The sequence below is a fragment of the Mesorhizobium sp. M0772 genome (genome assembly GCF_040320135.1).
Classification (GTDB): Bacteria; Pseudomonadota; Alphaproteobacteria; order Rhizobiales; family Rhizobiaceae; genus Mesorhizobium.
On sequence record NZ_JAMYPB010000015.1, the window covers coordinates 31,621 to 54,205 of the forward strand.

Annotated in this window: 23 protein-coding genes; 13 read left to right on the plus strand and 10 right to left on the minus strand. The window is 64.1% G+C overall.

The window, feature by feature from the left end; all coding sequences use genetic code 11:
• Nucleotides 1–97: 97 nt before the first annotated feature.
• Both ligA and NKI06_RS12890 read left to right on the plus strand, forming a co-directional pair.
• A complete protein-coding gene (gene ligA, locus NKI06_RS12885; RefSeq protein WP_352985596.1) occupies nt 98–2,302 on the plus strand; it encodes an NAD-dependent DNA ligase LigA in 2,205 nt (734 codons plus the stop codon).
• Nucleotides 2,299–2,994, plus strand: coding sequence for a DUF2461 domain-containing protein (locus NKI06_RS12890; protein ID WP_352985598.1), 696 nt, complete (start codon nt 2,299–2,301; stop codon nt 2,992–2,994). Before ligA ends, NKI06_RS12890 begins: the two co-directional genes overlap by 4 nt.
• 22 nt (nt 2,995–3,016) lie before the next feature.
• Here NKI06_RS12890 and NKI06_RS12895 read toward each other — a convergent pair whose 3' ends face one another.
• Nucleotides 3,017–3,775, minus strand: coding sequence for an SDR family NAD(P)-dependent oxidoreductase (locus NKI06_RS12895; protein WP_023821776.1), 759 nt, complete (start codon nt 3,773–3,775; stop codon nt 3,017–3,019).
• A 113-nt stretch (nt 3,776–3,888) separates the two neighbouring features.
• Here NKI06_RS12895 and NKI06_RS12900 point away from each other — a divergent pair, with 113 nt between their 5' ends.
• Both NKI06_RS12900 and NKI06_RS12905 read left to right on the plus strand, forming a co-directional pair.
• Complete coding sequence (locus NKI06_RS12900) at nt 3,889–4,617, plus strand: AzlC family ABC transporter permease (RefSeq protein ID WP_352985600.1); 729 nt, start codon at nt 3,889–3,891, stop codon at nt 4,615–4,617.
• On the plus strand, nt 4,614–4,910 hold the full coding sequence (locus NKI06_RS12905) for an AzlD family protein (protein WP_023690882.1): 297 nt from the start codon (nt 4,614–4,616) through the stop codon (nt 4,908–4,910). Before NKI06_RS12900 ends, NKI06_RS12905 begins: the two co-directional genes overlap by 4 nt.
• A gap of 155 nt (nt 4,911–5,065) precedes the next feature.
• Here the strand turns inward: NKI06_RS12905 and NKI06_RS12910 are convergent, their stop codons facing one another.
• The 3 genes from NKI06_RS12910 to NKI06_RS12920 all read right to left on the minus strand — a co-directional run bounded on the left by NKI06_RS12910 (nt 5,066) and on the right by NKI06_RS12920 (nt 8,546).
• A complete protein-coding gene (locus tag NKI06_RS12910; RefSeq protein WP_352985603.1) occupies nt 5,066–6,910 on the minus strand; it encodes an aminopeptidase P family protein in 1,845 nt (614 codons plus the stop codon).
• 105 nt (nt 6,911–7,015) lie between these two features.
• A complete protein-coding gene (locus NKI06_RS12915; RefSeq protein ID WP_023682125.1) occupies nt 7,016–7,888 on the minus strand; it encodes a 50S ribosomal protein L11 methyltransferase in 873 nt (290 codons plus the stop codon).
• Between the two features lie 82 nt (nt 7,889–7,970).
• Complete coding sequence (locus NKI06_RS12920) at nt 7,971–8,546, minus strand: SCO family protein (RefSeq protein WP_023697009.1); 576 nt, start codon at nt 8,544–8,546, stop codon at nt 7,971–7,973.
• 181 nt (nt 8,547–8,727) lie between these two features.
• Between NKI06_RS12920 and NKI06_RS12925 the strand changes: the two genes are divergently transcribed.
• The 3 genes from NKI06_RS12925 (at nt 8,728) to NKI06_RS12935 (ending at nt 10,794) form a co-directional block, all read left to right on the plus strand.
• Complete coding sequence (locus NKI06_RS12925; protein ID WP_023753104.1) at nt 8,728–9,246, plus strand: CreA family protein; 519 nt, start codon at nt 8,728–8,730, stop codon at nt 9,244–9,246.
• Nucleotides 9,247–9,337: 91 nt separating this feature from the next.
• A complete protein-coding gene (locus NKI06_RS12930; RefSeq protein ID WP_352985605.1) occupies nt 9,338–9,979 on the plus strand; it encodes a DapH/DapD/GlmU-related protein in 642 nt (213 codons plus the stop codon).
• A gap of 383 nt (nt 9,980–10,362) precedes the next feature.
• Nucleotides 10,363–10,794, plus strand: a complete 432-nt coding sequence (locus tag NKI06_RS12935) for a low affinity iron permease family protein (protein WP_031197064.1) — start codon at nt 10,363–10,365, stop codon at nt 10,792–10,794.
• A 26-nt stretch (nt 10,795–10,820) separates the two neighbouring features.
• On the opposite strand, the gene NKI06_RS12940 is transcribed toward NKI06_RS12935, so the two are convergent.
• Nucleotides 10,821–11,687, minus strand: a complete 867-nt coding sequence (locus NKI06_RS12940; RefSeq protein WP_352985607.1) for an SDR family NAD(P)-dependent oxidoreductase — start codon at nt 11,685–11,687, stop codon at nt 10,821–10,823.
• Nucleotides 11,688–11,819: 132 nt separating this feature from the next.
• Here NKI06_RS12940 and NKI06_RS12945 point away from each other — a divergent pair, with 132 nt between their 5' ends.
• Nucleotides 11,820–12,101: a hypothetical protein gene (locus NKI06_RS12945; RefSeq protein ID WP_023668298.1), complete on the plus strand. Its 282-nt coding sequence runs from the start codon at nt 11,820–11,822 to the stop codon at nt 12,099–12,101.
• 12 nt (nt 12,102–12,113) lie between these two features.
• Here the strand turns inward: NKI06_RS12945 and NKI06_RS12950 are convergent, their stop codons facing one another.
• Nucleotides 12,114–12,464, minus strand: a complete 351-nt coding sequence (locus NKI06_RS12950) for a hypothetical protein (RefSeq protein ID WP_352985609.1) — start codon at nt 12,462–12,464, stop codon at nt 12,114–12,116.
• Entirely contained in the window at nt 12,428–12,688 is a 261-nt protein-coding gene (locus NKI06_RS12955) for a TMEM175 family protein (RefSeq protein WP_352985611.1), read from the minus strand. The genes NKI06_RS12950 and NKI06_RS12955 overlap by 37 nt, the downstream gene beginning before the upstream one ends.
• A gap of 153 nt (nt 12,689–12,841) precedes the next feature.
• On the opposite strand from NKI06_RS12955, the gene NKI06_RS12960 reads away from it, so the two are divergent.
• A complete protein-coding gene (locus tag NKI06_RS12960) occupies nt 12,842–14,050 on the plus strand; it encodes an MFS transporter (protein ID WP_023668300.1) in 1,209 nt (402 codons plus the stop codon).
• 3 nt (nt 14,051–14,053) lie between these two features.
• Here NKI06_RS12960 and NKI06_RS12965 read toward each other — a convergent pair whose 3' ends face one another.
• Nucleotides 14,054–15,526: an MATE family efflux transporter gene (locus tag NKI06_RS12965; RefSeq protein ID WP_023739847.1), complete on the minus strand. Its 1,473-nt coding sequence runs from the start codon at nt 15,524–15,526 to the stop codon at nt 14,054–14,056.
• 176 nt (nt 15,527–15,702) lie between these two features.
• On the opposite strand from NKI06_RS12965, the gene NKI06_RS12970 reads away from it, so the two are divergent.
• Nucleotides 15,703–16,497, plus strand: a complete 795-nt coding sequence (locus tag NKI06_RS12970) for a L,D-transpeptidase (protein ID WP_352839911.1) — start codon at nt 15,703–15,705, stop codon at nt 16,495–16,497.
• Between the two features lie 78 nt (nt 16,498–16,575).
• On the opposite strand, the gene NKI06_RS12975 is transcribed toward NKI06_RS12970, so the two are convergent.
• Both NKI06_RS12975 and NKI06_RS12980 read right to left on the minus strand, forming a co-directional pair.
• The gene (locus NKI06_RS12975) at nt 16,576–18,051 is read right to left on the minus strand and encodes an esterase-like activity of phytase family protein (RefSeq protein ID WP_352985614.1); all 1,476 of its coding nucleotides are present in this window, start codon (nt 18,049–18,051) and stop codon (nt 16,576–16,578) included.
• A 161-nt stretch (nt 18,052–18,212) separates the two neighbouring features.
• Nucleotides 18,213–19,238: a LacI family DNA-binding transcriptional regulator gene (locus NKI06_RS12980; RefSeq protein ID WP_023697001.1), complete on the minus strand. Its 1,026-nt coding sequence runs from the start codon at nt 19,236–19,238 to the stop codon at nt 18,213–18,215.
• Nucleotides 19,239–19,432: 194 nt separating this feature from the next.
• Between NKI06_RS12980 and NKI06_RS12985 the strand changes: the two genes are divergently transcribed.
• The 3 genes from NKI06_RS12985 to NKI06_RS12995 all read left to right on the plus strand — a co-directional run bounded on the left by NKI06_RS12985 (nt 19,433) and on the right by NKI06_RS12995 (nt 22,499).
• On the plus strand, nt 19,433–20,464 hold the full coding sequence (locus NKI06_RS12985; RefSeq protein ID WP_352985616.1) for a Gfo/Idh/MocA family protein: 1,032 nt from the start codon (nt 19,433–19,435) through the stop codon (nt 20,462–20,464).
• Nucleotides 20,461–21,369: a sugar phosphate isomerase/epimerase family protein gene (locus tag NKI06_RS12990; RefSeq protein ID WP_352985618.1), complete on the plus strand. Its 909-nt coding sequence runs from the start codon at nt 20,461–20,463 to the stop codon at nt 21,367–21,369. Before NKI06_RS12985 ends, NKI06_RS12990 begins: the two co-directional genes overlap by 4 nt.
• Before the next feature lie 116 nt (nt 21,370–21,485).
• The gene (locus NKI06_RS12995) at nt 21,486–22,499 is read left to right on the plus strand and encodes a substrate-binding domain-containing protein (protein ID WP_023682113.1); all 1,014 of its coding nucleotides are present in this window, start codon (nt 21,486–21,488) and stop codon (nt 22,497–22,499) included.
• Nucleotides 22,500–22,585: the final 86 nt, after the last annotated feature.

A 22,585-nucleotide genomic window follows, 5' to 3' on the forward strand; every position in this document is an offset into this window, starting at 1 on the left:
TCGGACTGAGTCAGGATATGGCTCCATCCCGCTGTTCAGGAATGCTTTTTCCGAAATCCTGATTTATGGTGCCTCGCCACTGTCCAGGGACCGCTGCATGTCTGAAAAACCAGTCGAATCGTTGAGCGAAAGCGAAGCCGCGGATGAGCTCCAGCGGCTGGCCGAGGAGATCGCCGGTCATGACCGGCGCTATCATGCCGAGGACGCGCCGACGATTACGGACGCAGAATATGACGCGCTGCGGCGGCGCAATCTTGCCATCGAGGAGCGCTTTCCCGGTCTGGTGCGCGAGGATTCGCCCTCGCTGCGGGTCGGCGCCGCGCCGGCGGAAGGCTTTGCCAAGGTGCGCCATGCGGTGCCGATGCTCAGCCTCGCCAAGGCCTACACAGACGAGGACGTCACCGATTTCATCGAGCGTGGCCGGCGCTTCTTCGACCGCGACAAGGACCTCGACATCGCGTTTACGGCCGAGCCGAAGATCGACGGCCTGTCGGCGTCGCTGCGCTATGAACGCGGTGTGTTCGTGCAGGGTGCTACGCGCGGCGACGGCGCTGTCGGCGAAGACATCACCGCCAATCTCAGGACCATCGCCGACATCCCCGCCAAGCTCAAAGGATCGGGCTGGCCCGAGACCATCGAGATCCGCGGCGAAGTCTACATGACCTATGCGGAATTCGAGGCACTGAAGGCCCGCTCGGCGGCGGTGGGCGGCCAGGACTATGTCAATCCGCGCAATACCGCGGCCGGCTCACTGCGACAGAAGGATGCGTCCGTCACCGCCAGCCGCAATCTTAAGTTTTTTGCCTATGCCTGGGGCTACACGACAGCGGATCCGGCGCCGACCCAATATGATTCGGTGCAGAAATTCGCCGAATGGGGGTTCAAGGTCAGCCCGTTGATGGTGCGGGCGAAGTCGGTCGAGGAGCTGATCGCGCACTACCACAAGATCGAGGAGCTGCGTTCGTCGCTCGGCTACGACATCGACGGTGTCGTCTACAAGGTCGACCAGCTGGAATTGCAGCGTCGCTGGGGCTTTGTCACCGGCGAGCCGCGCTGGGCCGTTGCGCACAAATTCCCGGCCGAACAGGCGATGACGACGGTGCAGAAGATCGACATCCAGGTCGGTCGTACCGGTACGCTGGCGCCGGTGGCGCGGCTGGCGCCCGTCACGGTCGGCGGCGTGGTGGTCGAAAACGTCACGCTGCACAATGAGGACTACATCAAGGGTTTTGACAGCAACGGCCTGCCGATTCGCGACGGCATCGATGTCCGCATCGGTGACACGGTTGTCATACAACGGGCGGGCGATGTCATTCCGCAGATCGTCAGCGTGGTCGTCGACAAGCGGCCGCCTGATGCGGTGCCTTACGAATTCCCGCACATTTGTCCGGTCTGCGGCTCGCCGGCGACGCGCGAAATCAACGAAAAGACCGGCAAGGAGGATTCGCGCCGGCGCTGCACCGGCGAGCTGATCTGCGCCGCCCAGGCTGTGGAGCGGCTGCGTCATTTCGTGTCGCGCGGCGCGCTCGACATCGAGGGGCTGGGCGCCGAGAATATCGACCTGTTCTTCAATTCGGGACTGGTCAAGACCGCCGCCGATATCTTCACCCTCAGGGATCGCCGCCCGGCCGTCACCAGGGCGCTGGCCGAGCGGCGCGAGGAGCAGGCGCGGCTGCGCGAGGCGGCATCGGGCAAGGCGCGCAAGAATGTGCGCGGTGTCGAGGACCGCAATTATGAAGGTCTCGACAAGCTGTTCGCGGCCATCGATTCGCGCCGCCAGCCGGAGCTCGACCGCTTCATCTTCGCACTCGGCATCCGCCATATCGGCGAAACGACGGCGGCCGTGCTTGCCCGGACGTTTTCGACCATCGAGGAGCTGATCCGCGTCGGCAAGGAAACGGCGGCGGCTGAGGATCCGCACAGCGTCTTCCCCTCCATCAACGGCATTGGCGATACAGTGATCGATGCGTTGCGCGATTTCTTCGGCAATGAACGCAATGACGACGTGCTCGACAGACTGCTCGAACAGGTCAAGCCGAAGCCGTATGTCGTCACCGTGTCGACCGACAGCGAGGTTGCCGGCAAGACCATCGTCTTCACCGGCACGCTGGAAAAGATGACACGCTCCGAAGCCAAGGCGATGGCCGAACGGCTCGGCGCCAAGGTGGCGGGTTCGGTGTCGGCGAAGACCGATCTGCTGGTGGCCGGGCCGGGCGCCGGCTCCAAACTGAAGCAGGCCAGCGAACTCGGCGTCGAAGTCATCGACGAGGACACCTGGCTGCAACGGGTCGGCAAGGCATGACCGCCGGTTCGTTCAAAGGGTTCGGGCAAAAAGCCATACCGTTCCTCAAGGCGCTCGACTTCCACCAGAGCCGCGAATGGTTCCAGGAAAACCGCGCGCTTTACGACAGCGAGTTGCATGAGCCGTTCTGCGATCTGGTCGAGACGCTGACGGAGCGCTTCGCGGCGGCGGGTCTGGGCTTGCGCGGAGACCGCAAGAAGTCACTGTTTCGCATCAACCGCGACGTGCGCTTCGCCAAGGACAAGCGGCCCTACAACCAGCATTTGTCGGCCATGCTGTCGCCGGATGGCACCAAGATGGAGCAGGGCGTGTTCTTCGTCTATGTCGGGATCGACCGCTGCTTTGCCGATGTCGCCTGGTGGAACCCGGAGCCGTCCCTGCTGCTGGCGATGCGCAAGGCGATCATCGCCCGGCCGGCGGACTTCCGAAAACTGCTTTCAACGCTGAAGAAAAACGGCTTCGAACTCGAAACCGAGGGCCGCATGAAGCGCACGCCGCGCGGCTTCGAGCAGGTCAACGAACCCGATCTTGTCGACGCCATCCGCAACCGGCACTTCTATGTCCAGCACATGATCGATCCGGCTGGAATTCACGCGCCGACGCTGGTCGACGAGCTTGTCGATTTCGCCTCGCGCGCCAAGCCGCTGCTCGACTGGGGCAGGGCGATCCAGGGCACGGCACCGCGGAGCTAAATCAGCCCGGCGCACTGCACGGCTACATCCGCATCAAAAGACCACCGTCGACTGCCAGTTCGATGCCGGTGATGTAGCTTGCCGCATCGGAAAGCAGGAATAGCGCGGCATTGGCCATGTCCTGCGGCGTGCCGATGCGGCCGAGCGGCGCATAATTGGCAACGGCCGCGCGTTTCTCCTCGGTGTCCCAGCGCGCCTGCAGCGGCGTCAACGCCATGCCCGGGCAGATCGAATTGGAGCGGATGCCATCGCCCGCCAACTGCATGGCGAGCGACTTCGACAGCGCACAGACGCCGGCCTTCGATGCCTGGTAGGCATCCTGCGGGGTCGGATCGCCGCGATACCACTGGATGGTGGAGAAGTGCACCATGGCGCCGCCGCGTCCGCCGGCCCGCATATGGGGAACCACCGCCCGCGCGGTGTGGACGAAGGATTTCAGATTGATGTTGAAGACCTGGTCCCAGACATCGAGGTCCATCTCGAGGGCCGATTTGTCGCGACCGAACCAGAGCACGCCTGCGACATTGGCGAGATAATCGATGCCGCCGCGCTCGCGGCCCGCGGCATTGATGGTCTGCTCGACGAAGGCGGCGTCGGTGAGGTCGCCCTGGGCAAAGGTGAGCCGGTCGTCATAGACGGCAAGCGACGCCGGACGCGGCTTGACGTCGATGGCGGTGACCGAGGCGCCGGCCTCGAGCAGCGCCAGCGAGATCGCCTCGCCCATACCGCCACCGGCGCCGGTGACGACCGCGTGCCTGCCGGTGAAATCATAAGCGATCATCCGAACCCCTCATTTTTTTACAACATCAGTTTCGCTGATTTGTTGGCTCAAGCGAATTCGTCTGACTTTTCAAACGCCGGCTCCTACATAGCAGCGCGAGATGGGAATGTGGCATGTCGGCAGAGACCTTAAGCGAAAATTCTGTGGCCAGCGACTTCTGGGACGGCGTGCGGCTGTCGATGCCGGTCGTTGTCGCTGCGGCACCATTTGGGCTGCTGTTCGGCGCCATCGCCGTCGACAACGGCTTTTCCGTTCTCGAAGCTTTCTTGATGAGCGCGCTGATCTTCGGCGGCGCCAGCCAGATGGTCGGCATCGAATTGTTCGGCCAGCATGTCGCGCCATGGCTGATCGTGCTGTCGATCTTCGCGGTAAACTTCCGCCACGTGCTTTACTCCGCCAGCATCGGCCGGCGAATCGCGCACTGGCCGGTTATCAGCCAAGCGCTGGGCTATTTCGTGCTCACCGATCCGCAGTTCGCGGTGGCGGAGCGCAGGGCCGAAGCCGGCGAGACCGTCGGCTTTGCCTGGTACATGGGCCTTGGCCTGCCGGTCTATGTGTTCTGGGGGATTGAAAGCGCGCTGGGTGCGGTGTTCGGCAAGCTGATCCCCGACACGCATGCCCTGGGCATCGATTTCCTGCTGCCGATCTATTTCCTCGGGCTGGTCATGGGCTTTCGCAAGCGGCCGCTGTGGCTGCCGGTGGTGATCGCCAGCGCCGCGGCGTCGATCATTGCCTACAAAACTGTGGGCTCGCCCTGGCACGTCTCCATCGGCGCCGTTGCCGGCGTGCTTCTGGCCGTCATCCTGCCGCCGCACCATAGCGGTGTGGAGGCAAAACGATGAGCGCGACCTTGTGGATCATCATTGCCGGCGCGATCGCCACCTATCTCACCCGCGTCGGCGGCCATCTGGTGATCTCGCGCTTCGACCACATCCATCCACGCGTCGAGGCGGGTTTGAATGCCGTGCCGGCCGCGGTGTTGACGACGCTGGTGGCGCCCGCCGCACTCAGCGCCGGACCGGCGGAATGGGCGGCGCTGGTCGTCGCCGCTGTGGTCTCGCTGCGCGGCGGCCTGATGGCGATGTTTCTGGCCGGGGCGGTGGTGCTGATCCTAGCGCGGCAGTTTGTGGCATAGGGCGCCCGCCGGGCAGAACAGTTTCGAACGGTCGGCGCCGCCCCTCATTGCCCTGCCGGGCGTTCGTCACTCGAAAAGCCAAGCAATTGGCTTTTCGTCCGCTTCGCGGACCGCTCCTCACCTCCCCGTATAGTGACGGGAGAAAGAAGCTCATTTCAGATCTTGGCGTCGTGCGGCAGCGGCGCTGTTGCCTTCTCCAGCCAGGCCAGCGTCTCGCCGTCGAGCATCGGGCCGATCTCGGCCAGCACCCAGGCATGGTAAGTATCCAGCCAGTGCAACTCCTCGCGCGTCAGCAGGTCGGTGCGGATCAGCCTGATATCGATCGGCGCCAGCGTCAGCGTCTCGAAACCGTGCATGGCGATGTCGCCGCCCTCGACCTGTTCAGCCGGTGTCACCAGGATCAGGTTCTCGATGCGGATGCCGTAGGAGCCTTCCTTGTAATAGCCGGGCTCGTTGGAGAGCATCATGCCGGCCAGCAGCTTTTCGGTGCCGGTGCGGGCGATGCGCTGCGGCCCTTCATGCACGGCCAGATACGAGCCGACACCATGGCCGGTGCCATGGGCAAAGTCGCAGCCATGCTTCCACAGCGCCATGCGCGCCACCGCGTCGATTTCCGAGCCGCGCGTGCCGGCGGGAAAGCGCAGCGTCGAAATGCCGATCATGCCCTTCAGCACCAGCGTAAAGCGCTCGCGCATCTCCTCGGTCGGCTGGCCGATCGGCACCGTGCGGGTGATATCGGTGGTGCCGTCCTGATACTGGGCGCCGGAATCGAGCAGGAACAGCTCGCCCTTTGCCAGCTCGCGGTTGGTGGCGCGCGACACGCGGTAGTGCATGATGGCGCCGTTCGGACCGCTGCCGGAAATGGTGTCGAAGGAGACATCGCGCAGCGGCATCTGCGTTTCCTCGCCGGTCTGCCGGCGCACCTCCTCCAGCTTGGTGACAACGGTTATTTCGTCGAGCGTGCCCGGCTTCTGCCGTTCCAGCCAGCACAGCAGTTTCGCCACCGCCGCCCCGTCTCGGCGGTGCGCGGCGCGGCTGCCGGCGATTTCCGCCTGGTTCTTGGTGGCGCGCGGAATGCGGGCGGGATCGGCCGCTGAAACAAATGCGCCGCCATTGTCCTCGACCAGCATTCTCAGCTTCTCCGCCGCCAGCACCGGGTCGAGCGCGATCTTGGCGCCGCCCTTGGCAAGGGTAACGACCGCCGCCTCGAATTCGCCGGGCTCGTGCAGATCGGCGAGTTGGGTGAGATAGGCGGCGACCGTGCGCGAAAACTTGCGCTGGTCCATGAACAGCTGGTGCTTGCCGTCGGCGGCAAGGATCGCGAAGCCGAGCGCCAGCGGCGTGTGCGGCACGTCACCGCCACGGATGTTGAAGGCCCAGGCGATCGAGGAGGGGTCGGTGAGCACGGCGTGCGTCGCGCCCTCCTTGCCGATTGCCGCCGCCAGCCGCGCCAGCTTGTCCTTGGCGAGTTCCCCGGCAAAGCCGATCGGGTGGATTTCGACCGGCGCCACGGGCGGCGCCGGCTGATCCTTCCAGATGATGTCGATCGGGTTCCTGTCGAGCGGCACCAGCGTCGCGCCGGATTGCTCGGCCGAGGTTTTCAGCGCCTTGACCTCAGCGATCGTGTGCAGCCACGGGTCGAAGCCAAGCCTGGCGCCCTTGCCGAGATTGTCCTTGATCCAGGAGGCCGGCGGGTTGTCGACGAGACTCTCGATCGCAAAAATGTCGAGATCGACCTCGTGGCGCACTTGCAAGGTATAGCGGCCATCGACGAACATGAAGGCGCGGTCACGCTGCACAAGTGCTACGCCGGCCGAGCCGCTGAATCCGGTCAACCATTTCAGCCGCGCCGAGCGATCGGCGACATACTCGCCCTGGTGCTCGTCGGCGCGCGGCACCAGGAAACCGTCGAGGCCATTATCCGCCAGCCATCGCCGCAGCAACGTCACGCGCGGCTTGCCGACGCTGGGGTCGCCTGCGGAATCGAAGGTCTGGAACATGGTATGCCTCCTGTATCGGGCGCGACCGTAGCGCATGACCCGGAAAACCGGAATCGATTTTCGCCAATCGCAACAGGCTCGGATTGGTCCAAAGCGCGTTGCGTCTCAGTGCTTGAGGTGGATCGTCACCCAGCCTTCGCGGTGCAAGGTCCTGACATGCCGAAAATTCTGGCCGACATAGGCCGAGATCACCGCATTGCACTGGCGCTCGAGGATGCCGGACAGCACGATCGAGCCGCCGAGGCTGATGTGCCTGGCCATCTCAGGCGCCAGCCGCATCAGCGGCCGCGCCAATATGTTGGCGACGATGAGGTCGAAAGGCGCGCGCTTGCCGAAGATCGGGTGGTGGAAGCCGGGCGCCGTCACCGTTTCGACCAGCGCCTTGACGTGGTTGAGGCGGGCGTTGGCGGCGGCGACCCTGACGGCGATCGGATCGATGTCGGTCGCCAGCACCGGAATATGCGCCAGTTTGGCGACGGCGATCGCCAGCACCGCGCTGCCGGTGCCGAGGTCGAGGGCATTCCTGGGACGTTCGCGGCGCACGACCCGCTCCAGCATTTCGAGGCAGCCGGCCGTGGTGCCGTGATGGCCGGTGCCGAAGGCAAGGCCGGCCTCGATCTCGATGGCCAGTTCGCCGCTGTGGCGCTTCCTGCGGTCATGCGCGCCATGGACGAAGAAACGTCCGGCGCGCACCGGCTTCAGTCCCTCCAGCGAGCGCGCCACCCAATCGATGTCGGGCAGAACCTCGCGCTCGATCGGCTTCGACAGGGACAGTCCGGCGAGGCTGTCCCTTAGCCGCGCCTCAACCGCGTCGACATTGCCGTCGGTGTAGAGCGAAACCTCATAGATGTCGCGGTCTTCATCGACTTCGAGCACGGCGATCGGCAGGCCTTCATCCTCGAAAGCCGGTTCGAGCGCGGCAAAGATGCGGTCGGCCTCGATCTTCCCAGCGATGAAGTGGAGCCTGGTCTGACCCATCAGCTGGTCTCTTGTTTGAGCATGATCTCTGGACAACACTTTTCTGTCCGAGAAAACCGGATTCCACATTTCGGGATCATGCCTAGCCTGCCGCCAGCCGCTTCAGCTTGGCGATCGCGGTATCGGCGCTTTCGCCATAGGCTATGGTGCCCGAAAACTCGCCCTTGGCGTTGAGCAGCAGCGCGGAGGCGGTGTGGTCCATCGTGTAATCGCCGTCGCCGGTGTCGACCTTCTTCCAGTAGATGTTGAAGGACTTCGCCATCGCGTGCACCTTGTCGGGATCGCCCGATATGCCGACGATGCGGTCGGAGAAATTGCTGACGTAAGTGTTCATCACCGGCGGCGTGTCGCGCTCTGGATCGACGGTAACGAAGTAGGCGTTGAGGTTCTTGCCGTCGTCGCCCAGCGTCTTCAGCCAGCCGGCCATTTCGAACAAAGTGGTCGGGCAGACTTCCGGGCAATGGGTGAAGCCGAAGAAGACGATGCTGGGTTTTCCCCGGAAGGCGGCTTCGGTGATTGGCGCGCCTTTCTGGTCGACCAGCGTGAATGGCGCACCATACGGCTCGCCACCATAATGGCCGCGATAGAAGTCAAAGGTGAGCCAGCCGATGCCCGCCGCCATCAGAACCAGAATGCCGACCAGAATTGAACGCATCATCAGGAAGTGTCCGTCGCAGAAATCGAGCGCCGGATCGGCGCTCCTGTTGGCGAGCAGTCTTAGCCGGTCGCAGGGAGCAAGGCAAAGATGCCGCGTTGCCGCAACCGGGCTGGACGCTACCTTGCAAACAGCTGGCCCTTATCCCACCTGAGACCGGCAAACCGAACCTGAGGAGGCTCCCTTGCAAAGACGGACTGGGCAGAGACGGATTGGGCAGAAACTGATCGGCGGCGCGCTGGCCGCATGCATTGCCCTTGGCGCCGGTGCCGCCGCGGCAGAGGAGGTCGGCAAGGTCGGCGTCGATTGGGTCGGCAACGACATCATCGTCGAGGCGATCAAGGACCCCAAGATCGACGGCGTGACCTGCCATGTCTCCTATTTCGACCGCAGCGTCATCGACCGCTTGCACAAGGGCAACTGGTTCGAGGATCCGTCTGATTCCTCGATCTCCTGCCGCCAGACCGGGCCGATCACCATCGGCGACATCGACATGAGCGAAGGCGGCGAAGAGGTGTTCAAGCAAGGCATCAGCCTGATCTGGAAGAAGCAGGTGGTGAACCGCATCTACGACAAGAAGAACGAGACGCTGATCTATCTCTCGCATTCGCGCCAGGTGCAGGACGGCTCGGCGAAAATGTCGGTGACGACCGTGCCGCTGTTCGGCCAGAACGTGGTGTGGACCGGCGGCAAGCCGAAATAGCCGGTCGGAGCCGACGCACGATCCCCCCGCCTGCGGGTCCGATCGCGACGCGACAATTGCTTCTGCAATTGCGCGGGGGTAAATCCGCCAGATGGACCGTACCGAAAACCTCGTCCTGAAAGATCCGGAGCCGCGCATCCATCCGACCGCGGAGCTGAAAGCGTGCAAGCTTGGCCGCTATGCCTCGATCGGCGAACGGGTGGTGCTGCGCGAGGTCAATGTCGGCGATTTCTCCTATTTCGAGCGCCACGCCGAGGCGATCTACACGACGATCGGAAAATTCTGCTCGATCGCCGCCAACAGCCGCATCAATGCGTTGGAGCATCCGATCGAGCGGATCACGCAGCACAAGCTCAGCTACCGGCCGAACGAGTATTTCCGCTGGCTGGGCGTCGACGCGGCGTTCCGCGCGCGGCGGCAGGTTAAGGCGGTCGGCATCGGCAATGATGTCTGGATCGGCCATGGCGCCGTCATCATGCCCGGCATCAGCATCGGGAATGGCGCGATCGTCGGCGCCAATTCGGTGGTGACGCGGAATGTACCGGCCTACACAATCGTCGCCGGCGTACCGGCGAAGCCGTTGCGCATGCGCTTTCCCTCCGAGATCGCGGCGCGGATCGAAAGCCTCGCCTGGTGGGACTGGCCGCCGGAGAAACTCGCCAAAGCGGTTCCCGACATGCAGGCCTTGCCGATTGAGGATTTCCTCGATCGCTGGGAGCAAGAGCATTCCTGAGAGCTCGCCGCGCGTGCGCGGTTTCATCGACTGGCTGGCCGAAATCCTGGCGCCAAAATTCTGAACGGCACGTGTCGGGAAGAGTTCCGCCGGTCTGCGGCAACGCAACGCACCCCTTCCGCCATGCGGGGGTGGCGCAGCGGAAGGGGCTTGGAGACAAATCCGCGTGAAGCGGACGGAACAGGTTTTTTGGCCTGCATGGTGACTAATGGCAACAAACCGATAAGGCGGCTTTTCACGGCGCTGCGCCTTTGGCGTGCATACAATTGCATCAGCGATGCCATCTGCGACAGGGAACCGGAAGCGGCTGCCGGTTGTTTATTGTTGGAGCGATGAATGCGGCCTTGGTCAGCTCATCGCGCTTTGACCCGTTGAGGATGTGAATGATCGAAAAGCTGTTTACCAGAATCGCCAACACCGTTTCGCACTTGGCGGGCCTGCCGCCGACTTTCATCGCCTGCTGCGCCATCGTTATCGTCTGGGCGGTAAGCGGGCCATTCTTCGGCTTTTCCGATACGTGGCAGCTCGTCATCAACACGGGAACGACGATCATCACCTTCCTGATGGTGTTCCTGATCCAGAACACCCAGAACCGCGACGGTGCCGCGGTTCAGGCCAAGCTCGACGAACTGATCCGCGTCAGCGAGGGCCACAATCATTTCATCGGCATCGAGCACCTGACCGAATCCGAGGTCGAGGAGATCAGAGACAAATGCGAGCGGGCGGCAAAACGCCATGACCACGAGCTCGCCGAACTCGCGGCCAAGAAGGCCGTCTCGCAAAAGCGCACCGCGAAAAAACGCGCGCCCGCCTGAGTCTCGGCTTTGGCTGAGTTCGACGATCAGTTTCCCATAAAGGCCGCGAAAGCGTCCTTATGGTCGGGGTGCCAGCGCGAGAGAGCAGGCCGGTTCTCGATGATGTCGCCGATCGCCCAGGCCATGCGCTTTTCATCGGTCGGCCGCATCACCTCATTGTCGGGGCACAGGATGTAGAAGTCCCCACGCGCCAGCGAAGCCAGCATGAAGTCGACCACCTGCTCGCCGGTCCAGGCGCCAGCCGGTTTTTCGACCGCTCCTTCGGTGAGGCCGGTGAAGGTGAAGCCGGGAATGAGAAGATGCGCCGCGACCTTCGCGCCCGGCTCGTTGCGCAATGCGTGCGCCAGGCCTTCGGTGAACGTCTTCAATGCCGATTTGGAGACGTTGTAGGCGAGATTGCCGGGTGGCGTGGTGATGCCTTGCTTGGAGCCGGTGTTGATGATCAGGCCCGGCTCTCCGGAGGCCAGCATGGCCGGCGCAAAGGCCTCGACGCCATGTACGACGCCCCAGAAATTGATGTCGATCAGCCGCTTCCAGGCGTCGCCGTTCTGCCACGGTTTTCCCGGATTGTTGCCGACACCGGCATTGTTCATCAGCAGCGATGCGGCGCCGAAAGCGGCATGCGTCTTTTCCGCCAGCCGGTCGAGTTCGTCGGCCTTCGAGACGTCTGTGGCGACGGCAAGCACGGCATTCTCGCCGGCGATCGCGGCGACTGCCTGGCGGGCCGCATCGAGGCGCGCGCCGCCAATGTCGGCCAGCACCAGTCTCATGCCCATAGCCGCCAGCCTTTTGGCAGCGGCAAGCCCGATGCCGCTGGCGCCCCCGGTGATGACGGCGACGTTGCCTCGGCTGAGGGCGGGCAAAGCGGATTGGATTTCGGCGTCGGAGGTCATGATCTTTTTCCTAGGGTTCGGGTGGCGCCGAACTTAGCGCGGGACGCGCATCGTGCAAGGCCGTCCCGCGTGTTCGGGTTGACCGCATCAACGGCGGCTGTGCATGCTGCTGCCGAACAGGGAGACTGCCGATTGACCGACTGGGTTGCGATCCTGAAGGAGCAGACCGCCACCGGCGACCAGATGGGCCGCGAGGTGCCGCAGATGCTTGCCAATCCGGACATAAGCGAAGCGCAGGTGAAGACCTTGTTTTCGGCACTCGAAAAACAGGCCGAGTTCGTCGAGAAATTGCGCATGGCGCTGGAAAAATTCGGCCATGATTTTTCGATCATCAAGGCGGCCGAGCGACTGGAGGAGCGCTATGCCGACCTTGCGGCGTCGGTTGCCGAAAAGCTGAAGGCGATGCGCAAGTAGAGACGTGCTACGCTACTTTTCCAGCACCCGCGAAAAACGCGTGTCCGGCACGAACCAGACGGCGGCCACCAGCACGAAGATCGCAACGCCGATCCATTGGTTGACGAAGGCAAGCGGGACGGCTGCGGCGTAGAGGGCCACCGAGATCTTGCCCTTGCGGTCATTGCCCAGCGCCTTGGCGAAGGCGGTGTCGTTGCCGTGCAAATGGTGCAGCTTGGTGGCGAGAAAGGTGTAGGCGACCGCGCACAGCACCAGGTCGATGCCATAGACCGCGACGGGGACGGGCGCGAAATGGTTCTCGCCCATGAAGGCCGTCGTTGCCGGCATCAGCGACAACCAGAACAGAAGGTTGAGGTTGGCCACAGCACGCGGCCGTCGACCCTTTGGACGGTGTGGAACATGTTGTGCAGATTGTTCCAGTAGATGCCGACATTGATGAACGACAAGACATAGCTGAAAAAGATCGGCCACAGCGGCAGAAGCGCTGAAAAATCCTGGCCATGCGGCACTTTCAGCTCCAGCACCATGATGGTGATGATGATGGCGACCACCCCATCGGTGAATGCCTCGACTCTACCTTTTCCCATGGATTCTCCCTCTCGATGGAAAGACGTTAAGCGAGGACTTCGGGCAAGACCATCCTGACAAGGTTGTCAGGATGAAGTTCGGCGCGTGGAACGGCCATCCTTACATGGACGTTGGGGCGCAATTGGGCGTTGGGCGATTGGCCGGAGGTTGCCATGACCAGCTATGCCGAGACCACGACGCGCGACAACGGACTCGATGGCCGGCCCGCGATGGCCGCGGTTGCCGCCATGATCGCCGCGCTGTTCGCCGGCAGCACGGTGCTGACGCCGCTTTACGTCATCTACAAGCAGGCCTTCGGTTTCTCGCAGATCACGCTGACGCTGGTCTACGCCGTCTATGTCGTCGGCAATCTCGGCGCATTGCTGATGTTCGGGCGCTTGTCCGACGGCATTGGCCGCCGTCCTGCGGCGCTGGCGTCGATGGCCATAGCGGTGGTCAGCGCGGTGGTGTTCCTGCTGGCCGAGAATGTCGCATGGCTCGATGTCGCCCGCATATTGAGCGGCCTTGGCATCGGCGTCGGCGCGGGAACCGGCACGGCCTGGCTTGCCGAGTTGATCGAGGGTAAGGACAAATCGCGCGCGGCAATCATCGCCACCAGCACCAACTTCGTTGGCCTTGGCCTCGGCGCGCTGGCATCGGGCCTGCTCGCCGAATATGCGCCCTGGCCGTTGAGACTAACGTTTGCGGTCTATCTTGCCTTGCTCGTGGTGGTGACGCTGTTGATCTGGCGCACCAGGGAAACCGTTTCGCGGCCGGGAAGGTTGGCCGATGTTTCGCTGCGGCCGCGGCTGTCGGTGCCCGCTGATATCCGCGCCGCTTTCGTGGCGCCGGCCGTCACCGGCTTCGGCGCCATGGCGCTGGTCGGCTTCTATGCAGCCCTGGCGCCGAGCATCCTGGCGCAGCAGCTGCATGTGGCCAACCATGCCGAGGCTGGCGGGCTGTTCTTTGAACTGTCGATCGTTGCGGCCGCGACCATTCTGGCCACGACCCGACTGTCCAGTCGCGCCGGCATGCTGGCCGCGCTGGCGCTGATGATCCCGGCCGTAGGGCTGATGGTTGCTGCTCAGTTTTTCGCGTCGATGTCCCTGATGGTTGCCGCCACCGCTGTGTGCGGCGTGGCGGCGGCGCTCGGCTATCGCGGCGGCCTGCAGGTGGTGAACCAGATCGCACCTGCCGAGCGTCGCGCCGAATTGGTGTCGGCGTTCTTCATCTGCTGCTTCTGCGGCAATGCGCTGCCGGTGATCGGCATTGGGCTGCTGTCGAGTTGGGCCACTCCGACGACGGCAAGCCTGGCCTTCGCCGGCATGATCACGCTGTTCTCTGTCGTAGCGCTGGGGTTCGGCGTCAAATACGCGCGCTGAGCCTCACCCGCTTGGCGTCCCGGGCGCCATGTTTGCCCGTCCGCGCGGGATGCCGAGGCCGGTGTCGGGCGGCTCGCCGGCGGCCGGCCGGTCCTCGATCATGTGCATGGTGCGCCAGCGGCCGAAGCGATAATAGGCGGCGGCCAGCACCAGCGAGGTGATCGATCCCGCCGGAAAACTCCACCACAGCGCTTCCTCGCCGATGTAGCTCCTGAAGAAGTAGGCAAAGCCGGTACGCACGACCATCACGGAAATCACCAGAATGATCAGCGGCGGCATCACGGCACCGGTGGCGCGCACGGTCGCGAACAGCACGATGGTGACGCCGAACAGGATGAACGACCAGGACGCCACCTTGTTGATGTGGGCTGCAATGTCGATTGCGGTGCTGTCCCCGCTAAGGAACAGGCCGAGTACCGGCCTGTCGAAGAAGAACAGCAGCGCCACCAGGGCGCCGGTGAGCACCAGGTTGAAGCCGACGCCGGACGCCGCGATGCGACCGATGCGGTCCCACCGCCCTGCGCCGACATTCTGGGCCGCCATCGACGAGACTGCGGCGCCGATCGCCAGTGCAGGCATCTGGATATAGGTCCACAGCTGCGCCGCGATGCCGTAGGCGGCGGCGACCTGCGAGCCGTAGGAGTTGACGATGCCCATCACGGTCAGCGCCGCCGCCGAAATGACGATCATCTGCAGGCCCATCGGCACGCCCTTGAAGACGACGATCCTGAGCAGCGCCGGATCCGGCCGCAGCAGAGCGAGGTTCGCGCCGGCGAGCCGCAACGGATGCTTTCTGGCATAAAGCACGACGAGGATGGCGATCACGCTCACCGTCTGGCCGATCAGCGTCGAGGTGGCGGAGCCGGCGATGCCGAGCTCGGGGAAGGGGCCGATTCCGCGAATGAGCAGCGGATTGAGGATGATGTCGAGCACGACGGCGAGCGCCATGAAGAAAAATGGCGTGCGCGAATCACCCGCACCGCGCAGCACCGTCATGACGAAGGACAGAAGATTCATCATCGGCACGGCGACGAAGATGATGCGCAGATAGGAGCGCGCCAGCGGCAGCGCATCGGGCGGGGTGCCCAGTGTGTTGAGGATAGCGTCGACCCAGATCCAGCCGCAGACGGCGAAGATAGCCGAGACGAGGAAGAAGAAGCTGGCGCTGGTGCCGACGATGCGCCGCGCCTCGGGCAGGTCGCGGGCGCCGACCGATTGCGCCACCAGGATGGTGGCGGCCATGCCGATGCCGAACACGGTGCCAAGAATCAGGAACAGCACCAGATTGGCGTTTGAGGTCGCCGTCAGCGCCGATTCACCGAGGAAGCGGCCGACCCAGACGGCGTTGATCGAACCGTTGAGCGACTGCAGCACATTGGAACCGAGCACCGGAAGCGCGAACAACAGCAGCGTGCGAGGGATTGGGCCGCTGGTGAGATCGCCGGTGCGCCGGCGCGGTAGTATTTTTTCGTCCATGGGCTGTTCGGCGAAGGTTCATCTCAAAGTCCGCCCGGCAATGATCGCCGATTTAACGGACAAGGTCGATGCGGCATTGGAACATCACGCTTAACGCGGCTGAGGCGATCAGGTTCTCAAAGCTTGCGTGATGGGCTATGGGTCATCGCCGCGAGGGGCCGCAAACCGGGGGGATCATGTCCGACAATCCATTATTTTCTGAGCGCCTGAATAGGCGCGCGTTTCTGGGAGCATCCACTTTGGGTGCCGCTGCCATGGCACTTTCGGCCTGCACAACCACTGATGTGGCAGTACCGCCGACGCCGGCGCCGGCACCCGCACCCGAGCCCGCTTTCGGCGATGCCGCCACCATGTATTCGGCGCGCGTCGATGAGGGCTTTTCGTTGCCGGCAATCCCCGTGGCCAAGCTCGATCCGAAATTCGTGCGCCAGATCGTGGACGATCCGACCGGCGAAAAACCCGGCACGATCGTCGTCGATACATCCGAGCATTTTCTCTATCTGGTGCGCGACGGCGGCAAGGCAATGCGCTATGGCGTCAGCCTCGGCAAGGCCGGGTTTGGCTGGACCGGCAGCGCCGTGATCCAGGCGCGCAAGAAATGGCCGGTGTGGACGCCGCCGCCGGAAATGATCCAGCGCCGGCCGGAACTGGCGAAATACAAGGACGGCATGCCGCCCGGACCGCAGAGCCCGCTCGGCGCGCGCGCGCTCTATCTGTTCCGCGACGGCAAGGACACGATGTACCGGCTGCACGGCACGCCGGAATGGGATTCCATCGGCAAGAACGCGTCGTCGGGCTGCGTGCGCTTCATGAACCAGGACATTATCGACCTCTACAGCCGGGTCAACGGCGTAGCCCAGGTCTATGTGCGCCCGAACCTGTCGGCCGCAGGCAAGATCATGGCCGTGTCGAGCCGGACCGCCGAGCCGATCGATGCCGGCGTGCCAAGGGATGCGGAGATTTTGAAATAGGTGCCTTCACGGCATCGCTGATCGCCGACAGACGTTTAGAGGCGGACGCGCCGGGCGCGTCCGCCTTTCCGTAAACGGCTACTTCTTGGCGAGGCCCGGAAGCGTGACCTGATAGACCAGGAACATGGTGTCGACATCGGCGCCGTCGTCGGCCTTGTAGGGCGCGCCGACCTGAAAACCGTCCTGGGTGAGAAAGTCGTTATCGTTGCCGACGAACAGGAAATAGTCGTCGGGCAGCGCCGGCTCGAGCAGGCTGACCACAGACATTGCTTCCCACTTCTCCGAGAGATTGTTCTTGTCGTTCGGCTTGCCGTCATGCAGGCCGAAACGGCCGAGTTCCTTGTTGTCGTTGATGTCAATGAACGGCGTCAGCTTGGCCGGGGTCACCGAGGGGTCGAGCACGCCCTTGGGCGCCAGCGGCTTGTCGGCGGCATCGAAGGCGCCGCCGGCAATGTCGGTGGCGCCAGAGACGTCGACGACGAAAATCTGGCGCAGCAGCGAAGTATCGCCCTTCACCCCCTGGCCGTTTCCGCTGTCGCGCGCCAGCATCAGGAAGGTCTTGTCGGACAGCGCCACGATTTCGCTCTGCGCGGCGACCTTGGTCTTGTCCTTGGCGTCCTTGAACACCGGCAGCGGCACGGCATATTCATGCACCAGCTTGAGATGGGCCGGGTCGGAGGCGTCGTAGACCAGCGCGCGGGTGTTCTGGCGCGTCGCGGGCGAATCGCCGCCATCCTGGCGGGGCGCCGACTGCAGCATAGTGATCAGCGACTTGCCGTCCGGCGTCAGCGCCATGCCTTCGAGGCCTTGATTGTTCTGGCGGCCGGTTTCGGGATCCTTCGGATCGGGTTCGGCTGCACCGGGGCCCGGATTGTCGGAGGCGAAGTTCGGCGCGCCCTTGCGCATCGGCACCAAAGCGGCGGGCGGCTGCGTTGCCGACAACAGATGGCCGTCGGCCGAGAAGCGGTAGATGTTGGGGCCGTATTCGTCAGAGATGAACATGGTGCCGTCGGGCAGCCGCGCGATCGCCTCATTGTCGAGCGCCAGCTTGCCATTGGCCTCGGGCAGGATCGGCAGGTCGCCATTGGCCGCGCGCACGCCGTTGAGCGGATCGAGGCCGGTGGCGTCAGCGCCCTTGTCGTCGGTGAGGAGCAGGGAATCGGCAAGCGTCGCCTTGACGCCTGTCTGTTCCTGGCCGGAGGTGGGCGTGGCGCCCAGTGCGGTCGGCGTGAATTCGATATGAATAGTGTTGAGGCGCGGCCGGTAATCGGTGGTGCCGACGACATTGTAGCCACGGTCCGGCAGCAACCAGAGCGAGCCCTTGTAGCCGTCCGCGCCACGGGTCCAGCTTGCGGCGTCGATGGACATGCCGGAGCCGGAGCCGAAGGTCTCGCCGAACTTGTCCTTCTGATCGGCCGGGATGCGGCCGACGCCGACCAGGCCCTTGTTGACGAAGCCGCCAACGGTGGCGGTGCTGTCGGCAAGGGCAGAGGTCAGGGCGGTAAACAGCGCCAGCGCGGCGCCGAGCGACACGGTTCGGTGCGAGATTTTCATGGAGATCCTTTTTGTGACAAGCCTTGAGCGGCGCAAAGGGGCCACCGCATCGCATCGACGATGTCGCCCTCTCGCAAAGCGGTCTAGGACGCGAACATGATACTTGCGTGACAGAGAGGGCCTCTTCCTTGTCCCTTGTAGGAGAGGGAAGAGCGCAATGATCAATCGCTGTCGCGGGCGATCAGTTCCAGCGGCCAGACTTCGCGGATGATGCGCGGACCTTCCGGGCCGGCAAAGGCGGGAAGCGAGGCCAGCAGCATTTCGGCCAGCCGCCGGCCCATCGGCTCCAGCGACGGACGGAAGGCGGTCAGCGCCGGCGAGAAATAACGGCAGAGCGGCGTGTCGACGATGACGATCACCGCGATGTCGTGGCCGGGCCTGATGCCCATCTCGGCCAGTGCCTTGCAGCCGCCGAGCGCCATTGCGTCATTGTTGAAGATGATGGCTGTGGGCCGGTCCTTGGAGAGCATCACGCGCGGCGTCACCTGGTAGCCTCCGGCCTCGTTGATGAAGCCGTCGGCGATCAGGCCGGGGTCGACTTCGATGCCATGCCGCCCCAGCGCCTTGCGGTAGCCGTCGAGGAACAGGTAGCCGAAGTTGAGATCCAGCGAAGGGCGGATGGCGGCAATGCGGCGGTGGCCGCGCGCGACCAGCCGGTCGACGGCTTCATCACCCGCCCTCTCGAAATCGATATCGAGCGAAGGATAGGTGTCGTCGCCGGATTGACTTCGGCCAAGCGTGGCGAAGGGAAAGCCAGCCTTGCTGAGATAGTCGATCCGATCGTCTTCCCGCCGTGTGTTGGCCAACACGACCGCGTCGGCTCGGCGCGTCTCAACCACGCGGCGCAGCCTCTCCTGCTGATATTGGCCGGGCTCGCCCATGACGACCATCAGATCCAGGTCATCCTCGGCCAGTCGGCCCTGCAGACCGATCAGGAACGGGATGAAGAACGGTTCGCCATATTGCTGGTCGCCCGGATGCGGCTGCAGCATGAAGGCGATCGAATGGGTGGTGCCTTGCCGCAGGCTGCGGCCGGACTGGTTGGGCGAATAGTTCAATTGCTTGGCGGCGGCGAGCACGCGCTGGCGGGTGTCGGCATTGACGTCGGCGCGGCCGTTCAGCGCCCGCGACACGGTGCCGATCGAAATGTTCAGGTGACGCGCAAGGTCATGGATGCTGGACGCCAAGGACAGTTCTCCCCCTGTCTTGGCTAGCACCGGCTGCCGCCCAGGCCAAGGCTTCGGGATGATTTTCGCTGGCAGCCGATTGACATTCTACGCCATCGGGTGTGTTCTCGTAAACGTTTACGGAGAAACGTTTACGGTGATGCCGGAAATGCCGTGACATTCGGTCTGGAGGGACCGGACGGGAGGAATGCCGGATGATGAATGCCGTCCTCGTCGGCTGTGGTGCGATGAGCAAGGCCTGGCTCGATGCCGCGAGGCAGATCGACGGGCTGGCCATTGTCGGCCTTGTCGATCTCGACGCCGAACGGGCGAAGGCGAGGGTGCACGAATACGGGCTCGACGGCGCGGTAATCGGCACCAGCCTCGACGCGGTGCTCGACCAGACCAGGCCCGACGCGGTGTTCGATGTCGTGGTTCCAGCCGCCCGGCGTGATGTCGCCTTTGCCGCCTTTGCCCATAATTGCCATCTGCTGACGGAAAAGCCGCTGGCCGATACTCCGGAAAATGCGCGCGCCATCGTCGATGCGGCGCGTAACGCGGGGCGCGTCCATGCGGTCGTGCAGAACCGCCGCTATGTCGCCAATGTCCGGCGCATCAGGCGGTTTCTCGATTCCGGCGCCATCGGCAAGCCAACCAGCATCCATGCCGACTTCTTCGTCGCGCCGCATTTCGGCGGCTTTCGCGAGGAGATGGCCCATGTGCTCTTGCTCGACATGGCGATCCACACATTCGACGCCGCCCGCTACATGGTCGCAGGCGATCCCGCCGGTGTTTTTTGCCAGGAATGGGAGCCGGCCAATTCCTGGTACCGGCAGGGATCGTCGGCCAGCGCTATCTTCGATCTCGGTGGCGGCAAGCGCTTCACCTATGCAGGCTCCTGGTGCGCGGCGGGCTTCCGCACCAGTTGGGAGAGCACATGGCGCATCGTCGCCGAGCACGGCAGCCTGCTCTGGGACGGCGAGGACGGGCTGAAGGCCGAGGTTGTGTTGTCGGTCCGCGACGGCCTGTTCGACCTGACCCAGCCCATCATCGTGCCGCCGCTCGATCCCGCCGACCGCATCGGCGGTCATCTCGGCGTCATCAAGGATTTCATCCACGCCATCGAGACCGGTAGCGAGCCGGAAACCCGTGGCAGCGACAACATCAAAAGCCTGGCCATGGTTTTCGGCGCCATCGAAAGCGCCGAGACCGGACGGCGCGTCGCAATCACACAGGAAGCATCATGATGCCAAACCCGCTTCTCGACATCCGGATCGGCACCATGGTGCGGGCCAATCTCGAAGACCCGGCCGCCTACATCAAAGAGATTCTGCCGCTCGGCTTCGAGAGCATCCAGCCCTTCTTCTGGCAGACGCTGGGCGGCAAGGACTTGCCCCGGCTCGCCGGTGAGATTGGCGAGGCGATCGGCGATGCCGATGTCGCCGTGTCGTCGATCGGCGTGTTCGGCAATCCGCTGGAGGACGGCGAGGTCGATCGCGGCGTGCTCGCGGCCTGGGAAACCGTCATCGACAATGCGCATCTGTTCGGCGCCTCGACGGTCAGCGGCTTCACCGGCCGCCTGCGCGGCAAGAAGCTGACCGACAGCCTGCCGCGCTTCCGTGAGGTCTGGGGGCCGCTGGCCAAACGCGCTGCCGACAAGGGCGTGCGCATTGCCTTCGAAAATTGCGCCATGGACGGCAACTGGGCCGCCGGCGACTGGAACATCGCCCACAATCCGGACGCCTGGGAGCTGATGTTCAACGAATTGCCCGACGAGAATCTCGGCCTGGAATGGGAGCCCTGCCATCAGCTTGTCTACCTCATCGACCCGATGCCGCAGATCCGCAACTGGGCGCCGCGCATCTTCCATGTCCACGGCAAGGACGCGACGGTGCGCTGGGATGTGATCCGCGAGCACGGCGTGTTCGGCAAGCTGCCCTTCGTGCAGATGCGCACACCCGGGTTTGGCGACAGCGACTGGACGCGGGTGATCAGCGAATTGCGGCTGGCCGGCTACAAGGGCGCTATCGACATCGAAGGGTGGCACGACCCGGTCTATCGCGGCGACCTCGAAATCACAGGTCAGGTGCGCGGGCTGGAATACCTCAAGCAATGCCGCGGAGGAGCGACCTATCTGCCGAACCCGGCGTGATTGAGGGCCGGTGGGAGGAGCCGGCCGGACAGATTGCCAAGCACTGCCGACAAGCACTGCCGAGAAGCGACTGACGAAACCCCTCGGCTCACCGAGGACAAAAGGGAGGAACGTGCATGAGCATCGCAATGAGAACGACACTTCTGCGCTCGACCGTCGTGGCCGCCGCCACGGCGCTGTGTGCTGCCATCTCCACTCTGCCGGCGCAGGCGCTCGACGCCCAGTGGTGCAAGGATGTCCACATCCGCTTCTTCGTCGGCGGCGCCGAGGGCGACGCTTTCGGCACCATCGTCTACAATGGCGCCAAGCAGGCGGCGTCCGATCTCGGACCCAAGGTCGACTACATCTTCTCGCAGTGGGACGTCGAGAAGATGGTTCAGCAATTGCGCGAGGCCGTCGCCGTGAAGCCCAACGGCATTGCCATGATGGGCCATCCCGGCGACGCCGCGATCATGCCGCTGGCCGAACAGGCGCACAAGGACGGCATCAAGATGATGTACCAGAACGTGCCGGTGCCGACGGTGGTGGCTGCGTTCGGCGGCGGCTATGTCGGCGCCCAGCAGGAGCAGCAGGGCCGCGCGCTCGGCGTCGAAGCGTTCAAGCTCGGCAATCTCAAGTCCGGCGACAAGGCGATCATGATCGGCCCGTTCGAGAACGAGGCCCGCGGCGCGCGCGAGCGCGGCACGGTGGCAGCACTCAAGGAAGCCGGCGTCGAGGTCATCCAGCTGTCGTCGCCGCCGAGCGGCGAATGGGCGTCCGACCCCAATCTGGCGATACCGGTGATCACCGCGGCCCTGCTCAACAATCCCGACGTCAAGGCGGTCGGCTATCCCGGCGGCCAGATGCTGGGCAACGTCGCCACCTACATGCAGGCGGCAGGACGCAAGCCCGGCGACATCTTCAACTTCGGCTTCGATACCAGCCCGCAGATCGTCGAGGCGTTCAAGGGCGGCTGGGTGCAGCTGACGGCTGATCAGCAGCCGTTTCTGCAAGGCTATCTGCCGATCCTCAGCCTTTGCCAGCAGGTGGTGCTGGGCCTGGCGCCGATGAATGTCGACACCGGGGCGGGCTTCGTCACGCCGCAGAATTACGAGATCGTCGCCGAGCTCGCCAAGCAGGCGCTGCGCTGACCTCCCAAGCCGCCGGCTGGGCGCAAGCCCGGCCGGCAGGACCGCCGGCACCAGGCCGGGATGATACCACAGGAGCGAGGATCGCC